Source organism: Paenibacillus zanthoxyli JH29, assembly GCF_000520715.1.
In the GTDB taxonomy this organism is placed as follows: Bacteria; Bacillota; Bacilli; order Paenibacillales; family Paenibacillaceae; genus Paenibacillus_AQ; species Paenibacillus_AQ zanthoxyli.
This window is the reverse complement of record NZ_ASSD01000253.1, coordinates 1-7,494: the sequence shown is the minus strand read 5'-3', so window position 1 is coordinate 7,494 and position 7,494 is coordinate 1. Positions and strand designations below refer to the sequence as shown.

Annotated in this window: 10 protein-coding genes; 7 read left to right on the top strand and 3 right to left on the bottom strand. The window is 51.9% G+C overall.

Annotated features, from left to right (window positions below):
* Positions 1 to 369 (top strand): SLOG family protein (locus L691_RS0109265; protein ID WP_025690173.1); only part of this gene is annotated, 369 nt, incomplete at its 5' end.
* A gap of 498 nt (positions 370 to 867) precedes the next feature.
* On the top strand, positions 868 to 1,665 hold the full coding sequence (locus L691_RS28410; RefSeq protein ID WP_025690172.1) for a nitroreductase family protein: 798 nt from the start codon (positions 868 to 870) through the stop codon (positions 1,663 to 1,665).
* A gap of 263 nt (positions 1,666 to 1,928) precedes the next feature.
* Here L691_RS28410 and L691_RS0109255 read toward each other — a convergent pair whose 3' ends face one another.
* Positions 1,929 to 2,420 carry a polysaccharide deacetylase family protein gene (locus L691_RS0109255; protein WP_025690169.1) on the bottom strand — a complete coding sequence of 164 codons (492 nt, stop codon included), beginning with the start codon at positions 2,418 to 2,420 and terminating at the stop codon, positions 1,929 to 1,931.
* A gap of 274 nt (positions 2,421 to 2,694) precedes the next feature.
* On the opposite strand from L691_RS0109255, the gene L691_RS0109250 reads away from it, so the two are divergent.
* The 4 genes from L691_RS0109250 (at position 2,695) to L691_RS28405 (ending at position 5,632) form a co-directional block, all read left to right on the top strand.
* Positions 2,695 to 3,093 (top strand): (deoxy)nucleoside triphosphate pyrophosphohydrolase, encoded by a 399-nt coding sequence (locus tag L691_RS0109250; RefSeq protein WP_025690168.1) that lies wholly within the window; start codon positions 2,695 to 2,697, stop codon positions 3,091 to 3,093.
* A gap of 30 nt (positions 3,094 to 3,123) precedes the next feature.
* Positions 3,124 to 3,471, top strand: coding sequence for a DUF1648 domain-containing protein (locus tag L691_RS0109245; RefSeq protein WP_198023006.1), 348 nt, complete (start codon positions 3,124 to 3,126; stop codon positions 3,469 to 3,471).
* Between the two features lie 197 nt (positions 3,472 to 3,668).
* A complete protein-coding gene (locus L691_RS0109240) occupies positions 3,669 to 4,022 on the top strand; it encodes a hypothetical protein (RefSeq protein ID WP_025690164.1) in 354 nt (117 codons plus the stop codon).
* A 29-nt stretch (positions 4,023 to 4,051) separates the two neighbouring features.
* Complete coding sequence (locus L691_RS28405; RefSeq protein ID WP_025690162.1) at positions 4,052 to 5,632, top strand: ATP-binding protein; 1,581 nt, start codon at positions 4,052 to 4,054, stop codon at positions 5,630 to 5,632.
* Positions 5,633 to 5,760: 128 nt separating this feature from the next.
* On the opposite strand, the gene L691_RS0109230 is transcribed toward L691_RS28405, so the two are convergent.
* The gene (locus L691_RS0109230) at positions 5,761 to 6,696 is read right to left on the bottom strand and encodes a hypothetical protein (protein WP_025690161.1); all 936 of its coding nucleotides are present in this window, start codon (positions 6,694 to 6,696) and stop codon (positions 5,761 to 5,763) included.
* Positions 6,689 to 6,841: a hypothetical protein gene (locus L691_RS31920; RefSeq protein WP_156934202.1), complete on the bottom strand. Its 153-nt coding sequence runs from the start codon at positions 6,839 to 6,841 to the stop codon at positions 6,689 to 6,691. The genes L691_RS0109230 and L691_RS31920 overlap by 8 nt, the downstream gene beginning before the upstream one ends.
* A gap of 206 nt (positions 6,842 to 7,047) precedes the next feature.
* Between L691_RS31920 and L691_RS28400 the strand changes: the two genes are divergently transcribed.
* Positions 7,048 to 7,494, top strand: a 447-nt coding sequence (locus L691_RS28400; protein ID WP_036736322.1) for a vWA domain-containing protein, incomplete at its 3' end; no start/stop codon positions are given.

Sequence of the window (7,494 nt, the reverse complement as noted above, 5' to 3'; positions counted from 1 at the left end):
ACGCTAAAAGAACGCTATCCCGGCCTGAAGCTGGGCATTATCGCGGCCCATGCCGCTCCCGAGGAAAGATGGAAGGAAGAGAAGCAGGACGAGTTCCGCCGGATTGCGGCAGCGGCCGATTATTATGGGGCGGTCAGCAACCGGCCCTACGAAGGAAGCTGGCAGTTCAAGGCGCGGGATGAACTGCTGATGCGCAAGAGCGACGGGCTGCTGCTGGTGTATGACGCGGAAGCTCAGGAAGGGAGCCCGAAATACATCAAGGAGCGGGCGCTGAAACTGAGCGAAGAGAGCGGGTATGCGCTGCTGACGATTTCGATGGACGATATCCAGAGCATGGCGGATGAGGAGAATCTGTCGGCATACGAATGATACGGATGGACAGAAAAATGCGTATTTCATCAGAAAGCCAGTTGTCATGAATGCCTCGACATTCTTGACTGCTTGTGACTTTCTTGACTGCCCTTGTCTGCTCTAAAGAACCCTAAAACCGTTAAATCAGGGATACTAACTGTTCCCAAATATAACGAATCCAGCTATCACTATTCATAAAAAAAGCGGCCCAACCCGCTGCTGAGGAAGAGAATAGTAACGCTGAGATTCATTAGAGCCTTGGGCAAGGGGCTACATGCTCAAATAACGATGGTTCAGTTCGTTAGCTAAACGAGCGATGCTTGCGGCTTCCGCTGACTCGGATTTGTTAGCCAAACGAGCGGTCCTTTGGTTCCGCTTAACTACTGAGCTTTCTGTACATTTTTTCAGGTGCGAAAGTTGAGTTCGTATAACTGCGTCTTTTGATCGGTTACAGTGCTATAATTGTGGCATAACCAAGTGAAATTTCTTACAAATTCAATTCAGGGGTGAACCAACTTGAGAATCGTAAAAATGGAACCTAAGCTGTATGCCAGCATGGAATCACGGGTATCCCGCAGGAAGTATACGGCACCACCCGCTGCGGAGCAGCTTGGTGAATTGAAGCGCTATGCGGAGGCGCTCAATGAAGACGCAGGGGGAGCCGTACGGATTGGGGTTTGGGCGGATGGAGCCGAAGATGTATTCGGCGGATTGAGCAACAGCTACGGCATGTTTAGCGGTGTGAAGGCTTTTGCCGCTTTTATCGGCAGGGAGAAGGGGGAAGAGGCGCGAGTCAAGACTCTGTGCGGTTATTACGGGGAGCAGTTCGTCCTGAACGCTAATGCACTGGGCTTAGGAACATGCTGGGTTGCAGGAACCTTTGACAAGGCGATGGCGAAGCGGATCGCCGGGGTGGGCAAGGGGGAACTGCTCATTTGTGTGGCTCCGCTCGGACTTGTACCGGATAGCCTCAGCCTGAGGGAGAAGATGGTAAAAGGCTTCTCAACCGGACGCAAGCGTAAGCCGCTTGAGCAATTGCTCCGCAATCCCGGGGAATTGGAGACGGCTCAAGGCTGGATGAAATCGGCGCTCGCTGCGGCACGGACCGCCCCGTCGGCGATGAATTCTCAGCCGTGGAGATTTACCCTCTTACCGGCGCAAAATGCGCTCGCCGCGCAGGTGGAAGGTCGTACCCACCTGGGGGCGGTCGATCTCGGAATTTCTATGGCGCATATCGAGATAGCTGCCCTTCAGGCCGGTGCTTCCGGAGTGTGGACGGAAGAGGCGGGAACCTGGACGTTTACGGCAAAATAAGAAGGATTAAGGATGAAGGATTAAGGCGCGCATCAAAACATGGCGACTCATTTGCGCCTTAATCGCTCAGGCCTAAATGCAGATCGTGGCCGCCGTGGTCTGAATGTACTCCCGAAGACAATAAGCCGCAAACTGAAGGATTGCTTGGTCCCAATTAATGGTTAAAGGGCCGCCAGACTGGAACCGCATTCAAACCCTTTGGAGGCTTGCCGGTCAGCGGTATAGATCAGGGCAGCCCGCCCGGACAAGCCTGACAAGAAAATCTAACCCTGCGTCTGAGAAAAGCCTTCCTCCGCCAAATACTCCTTCGCTTCATCCGGTGTCTCAAACGCCATTTCCAGACTTAGGCCCGAATAGAGATACCACAGATCGTCTTCAGCTTTAAGCGTAAGCTTCTGGCCCTCCCCATTGATCCAGCTAGTCTCTGCCGCAAGCCGCTTGGCTTTCTTGCCGCCTGCCGGCAAGGCTCTTACCTGGGGCTCGGAGAGCGAAGCGATGGAAGCTTCCAGCAGGGTGCGCAGTTCCTCCTCTGAGAATTCACGAATATTGACAAACCCTTTGGCGTCAGCCTCGTAACCTTTTACCAGACCCGCGTATACATAGCCGTTGCCGTTCGGATGCAGATGAAAAGCGACGGTTTTTTTGTCGTGCAGGCTTTCTTCGTAATGATAGTTGACCCTTCCCAAAGATACATCTTTGCGCTGAAGCTGTGGATAGGAGTTAAGAATCTCGATTTTTTGTTGAAAAGTAAGCATAAGGATAGCCTCCGTTGTTCGTATCATTCAGCTAGGACGGGAGAAGTGAAGCGTTTATCCCCAGCTTTCGCCATTTGATTATATCATGCTGCCGGTGCCAGTGCCGCTTTCGATTTACATATCCCTAGATTGTGGAAAATCATGTGGATAATATGGGATTACTCTTCCTTGATTTTTTATTTGTGGATATAATGTATATTATTTATAAAATAATCCACTGGATATTCACAATTTCCATCGTTATATTCCAATTATACCTTCGGAGGTGACGGCAATGATTCAAGTAGCAGCGGCCATCATTTATAATAAAGAAGGCAAAGTTCTCATTGCGCGACGCAGAGAAGGCAAGTCCCAAGCGGGGCTGTGGGAATTTCCAGGCGGCAAAATCGAGGACGGAGAAGACGCCAGCGCCTGCCTGCGGCGGGAATTGACTGAGGAGATGGGTATCGACATCGTTCCATACGAATATTTTGGAGTTAACGAGCACAGCTACGGCAGCGGTCTGCATATCCGGCTAATCGCCTGGAAAGCGGAATACCGGGAAGGCGAAATCGTGCTGACGGACCACGACGCCTGCCGCTGGGAGAATCCGGGAGAGCTGGAACGTTTTATTTTTGCGCCCGCGGATATCCCGTTTGTGCAGAAGCTGAGCTTGGAACCCGGCAGACAATGAGAGGGATTGGGAATGAAAGGGGCGAGCCATATGACGACATGGAAAAAGGTTATTGCGCTCAGTGGTATCATCGGCATTGTTCCGGTATTCGTTTATTACTTTCTGTATCCGCACATGCCGGATCAAGTTCCGATTCATTACACCGGAGGAACCCCGGACCGGTATGTTGACAAATCAAGTATGGAGCTGCTGGTGCTTGCGCTTCTTGGCGAGCTCGGATTGATCTTTATGCTGCTGCTTTACGCGGTGCTCCGCAGACAGTTCCCGGACAGCTTTCGTAAGAAAGGGGCGGCGGTAAGGACATGGCGGATTGCCGTGCCCGCAGTAACGGTGCTGTTTGCAGGCATTGGCATATATGCGCTAACGGAGATGGTGTAGGAAGGTAATGTTCAGGACAATACGCTCCTGCCCAGCGTAAATAGGGCGGTATTGTATGCCGATAGTAAATCGGTTTGGGACCGCCCTTGAGCCTTCTTTATCCTTATCTGTGTTACCGCTTTCATATCTTTTTTCTATGTTTAACAACCCACAAACGGTATTATATAGAAAAAGAACCATTCACAGGGGGAGATCATTTGAACCGGGAATCGAAAAGAATTTTGCTGCATACAGTCATATACGCAATTCTATTCTTCCTCCTGCCTTTATACTTTCGGAACCGAACGGGTACGATGAGCGATCTGGGCGCGCTGGTAACACTGCTGCTCATGGTGAATCCAGCGGTTATCCTGGTTCTGTCCGGAGAGCTCGGGCTTCGGCTCGGCTTCAGACTGCTGTCCGCACTGCAGCCCGCGTTTCTGTTTGGACTTTCGGTCTTCATCGTTTTTGAAGCTAGCAGTACGGCTCTTATATATACGGCTGCATATGGTCTGATCTCGCTGCTCGGGAACGCGATCGGCGCTTTCATCCGGAAGCGTAAGATGGGATAAGAAATATTAGATTTGGGAGGGAAGTCAAGGTGAACAAGGACGAGAACAGCTTTAAGCTCTTAGTTTTGTCTGAAGCGGGACAGGAGCTCATCTTGAATGAAAACCCTAAGAAGCTTCTGGATAATCTGTTCAATACGCTCTCCGCCCATTTGGATCTGGATCTTTATCTTAATTATATTTTTGACGAAGAGATTCTGCGGCTTCGATTAATGAATTATCACGGAATTACCTGGCGTGAACAAGCGCTTATTGAGTGGGTTGATCTTGGAGAAGCCGTGTGCGGAGAAGCCGCGCAGAAGCTTACGAGAATAGTCGTCGAAGACATTCAAAACTCCTCGGACCCGAGGGTCGGGATTATCAAAGGCTTCGGGCTGCAGGCTTATGTAAGCCATCCTCTGATATCCTATGGAAAATTTGTAGGCACTTTGTCCTTTGGATTGCGTGAACGCCCTTCTTTTTCCGCTGTTGAATTGGATATTCTGCAAAATATATGCAGTCAAGTGTCGATCGTGCTGGACCGTATCCTGTTAATTTCCACTCTGAAAAAAAAGAATTGGGAGCTCGCCCAAAAGAATAAAGAACTCAGACACTCGGAAGAGCAATTATCTGCCATTTTTTCCGTAATCCCGAGTCCCATGCTTGTCGTTTCTCTTTACAATAACCAAATCATTGAATACAACGATCCTCTATTATCTATGCTGGGCATAAACGGGGAAGAACTGGTCAACCGGTACTGGCCTGAAAGGCATAACGAGAACTCATTGCTCAAACGGATAATGGAGGCTTCCTTGCAGTCTTTGTATGGGGGCCATATTGAGGTTTCTTTTAAGAACGCTTTGGACCAGCAAAAGATTTGTCTATGCCAAACCGTTACGGTCGACATCAACCAAAGTCCCTGCATGCTTACTGTCTTCAGTGATCTTACGGAGCATAAGGAGTATGAAAAGGAAATGGTGCGGCTCGATCAGCTTCATCTTATCGGTGAAATGGCCGCGGGCATCGGGCATGAGGTGAGGAATCCGTTAACTACGGTTCGAGGGTTTCTGCAGCTCATGAGCAAAAAGGAATCCGGCAAGCAGTCCTATCTGGAGATCATGATTGAGGAACTGGACCGGGCCAACTCCATCATCTCCGAATTTCTCGGGCTGGCGAAAAATCAAAGAATCGACATGAAATACGATCAACTGAATGAACTGATTGTAAAAATCTTTCCATTGATTCAAGCGGACGCGACGGTTGCGGGGAAGACGGTAAACGCCGAGCTGGGGCAAATTCCGCCTATGTATATGGATGAGCGGATGATCCGCCAGCTTATATTGAATATGGTTCGCAATGGACTGGAAGCCATGCCGCCGCAAGGACGCCTAATCATTAGAACCTTTGCTGAAGAGGATGCAATTATACTGTCCGTTGAGGACAATGGCAAAGGGATTCCTTCCGATCAGATTGAGCACATATGGAAACCATTTTATACGACCAAGGAAAGCGGCTCCGGTCTGGGACTAGCCGTATGCTTCAACGTTGCCAACAAGCATGGCGCCAAAATCGACGTCGTCACGGGACCTGACGGAACCACCTTTTCAGTTAAGTTTAAGCGGCTGCCCGCTTGAGATTCTTATAATTGAAAGCTCTCGCCCCGGTAGACAATCGGGAGAGTACATATAAATATCACAATTTGCTGCAGGATTCGCCAAGTCTTGATCGTCATATAAAGTAGCCCGTTTTAGCGCCATGCCTCTTAAGGCTGGGCTTGCCCGAAATCGGGGTCCCAGCGGTACTTGGCTTCCCGGATTTCCTGAACCCGGATATCAAGGCCGTTCCAGGACTCATGCGGGTAGGCGGAGATCAACTGATGCAGGCGGAGAAACCGGTCGCGCGGAAGCGAATGGGCGTAACGGCTGATGAAGCCGGAGTAGAGCAGGGCGTAGCGCTTCATGCGGACTGCTGCTCCGGCCACTGCGGCGAGGATTGCGGAGCCGTCCTTCATTTCAAGAATTTGGGCTTCATACCGCTGCACATAGCGCAGGGTGCGGTCCTTGATCAAATCGCGGCGGAGTCTTGCGACTTCACCGATGTATTCCGCGAGCAGCGGTTCAAAATCTCTTAGCAGCAGCTGCTCCATCTCAAGATCCATGTCCTTGCGCAGGCGGAAGCCGTGCAGCAGGGCGACGCGCTGTCTGGCGACGCGGTCGCCCCGGAGCAGCACGGCGATTTCGCGCAGCTTCTCATAGGCAAGCGTATCATTCTCCCGCAGCACGGACACGGCTTCCTGCCGGTTGATCTCCAGTCCCTCTTTGACTGCGGCGATGTTCCGGCCGAGCAGTTCGTCCAGGGCGCGCAGATTTTCGGCTGGACGCGCCTTCCGCTGGGCGGCGAAGAGCGCCGCCAGCAGGGCGAGCCCGCCTAGCGCGCACAAGGCACGCTGCAGGGAGTCTGCGGCGAAATAGACTGCCGCCGCCGTCAGCAAGGCGACGATCAGCAGGGATACCGTCATACGGCGTCCGGCAAGCGAAACCGCCCGCTCCTCCACGGAGACAAGGGCGGCTCTGCCGCAGTGAAGGCAGCGCTCTTCCGACAGGGCGGTGAACTGTCCGCACCGCTTGCAGACGCGCAATTTGCCGAAGGAATAGCGGGGGGCTTTGAAGGGACGGAGAACGACCGGTTTCTTAGCCATGGGTGCTGTCGCCTCCATTCAGCGAGGCCAGCAGCCGCCCGTCGATCTCTTCCCGGGCAACCGGCTTCCTTCCCCGAAGGAAATAGCGGAGAATTTGAGTGACGGTATAGAGAAACGTAATTCCGAGTATAACGTATGAAATCATGGAGCTGTCCTTTCTTAGGGGAACGGTGCGCGCCCTGAACATAGTTCGAAAAAGGTTGACGGACGCTGCCCGTCCCTGCCTGCTCAGCGTTCCTTAAGTTGAAGTTTACAGGGTTTAATTATATCATAATGGCATGCTATTGACAGAATTTAGCTGCCTTGATCCGGCCAAGATGCCGTCTATCAAATATAAGAGGAGTTATAATCATGCTTCGTAACGATGTCCGAAATAGAAGGTTATTGTCTTGGTTCACGCGGCGCCTTCTCGCGCTGCTGCTGGTGTTTAGCTTTGCGGCGGGTCCGTTAGCGGTGTTTCCAGCCTATGCGGCCCAGTCCGCTCCGCCGGGCGCCCCGTCGCAAATTGACGCCGTGCTGGTGCTCGACGTCAGCAATTCCATGAAGACGAGCGATAAGAACAACATCGCCGGCGAGGCGATGAAGATGTTCATAGATATGCTGTCCGCGAGGGGAGACAAGGTCGGCGTCGTCGCCTACACCGATAAGGTGCAGCGCGAGAAGGCGCTCCTGACGATTAACTCGCCTTCGGATAAGCAGGATTTGAAGGATTTTATCGTCGGTCTGGATAGGGGCTCCTACACGGATATCGCCGTCGGGGTAGATGAGGCGGTCAAGGTTCTTGAGAACGGCAGCGAT

Bases quoted from the DNA above. Each gene is read 5' to 3' on its own strand.
- L691_RS0109255 (WP_025690169.1), bottom strand. From the start codon at position 2,420: ATGCTTACTTTTCAACAAAAAATCGAGATTCTTAACTCCTATCCACAG.
- L691_RS0109250 (WP_025690168.1), top strand. From the start codon at position 2,695: ATGATTCAAGTAGCAGCGGCCATCATTTATAATAAAGAAGGCAAAGTT.
- L691_RS0109245 (WP_198023006.1), top strand. From the start codon at position 3,124: ATGACGACATGGAAAAAGGTTATTGCGCTCAGTGGTATCATCGGCATT.
- L691_RS0109230 (WP_025690161.1), bottom strand. From the start codon at position 6,696: ATGGCTAAGAAACCGGTCGTTCTCCGTCCCTTCAAAGCCCCCCGCTAT.
- L691_RS31920 (WP_156934202.1), bottom strand. From the start codon at position 6,841: ATGATTTCATACGTTATACTCGGAATTACGTTTCTCTATACCGTCACT.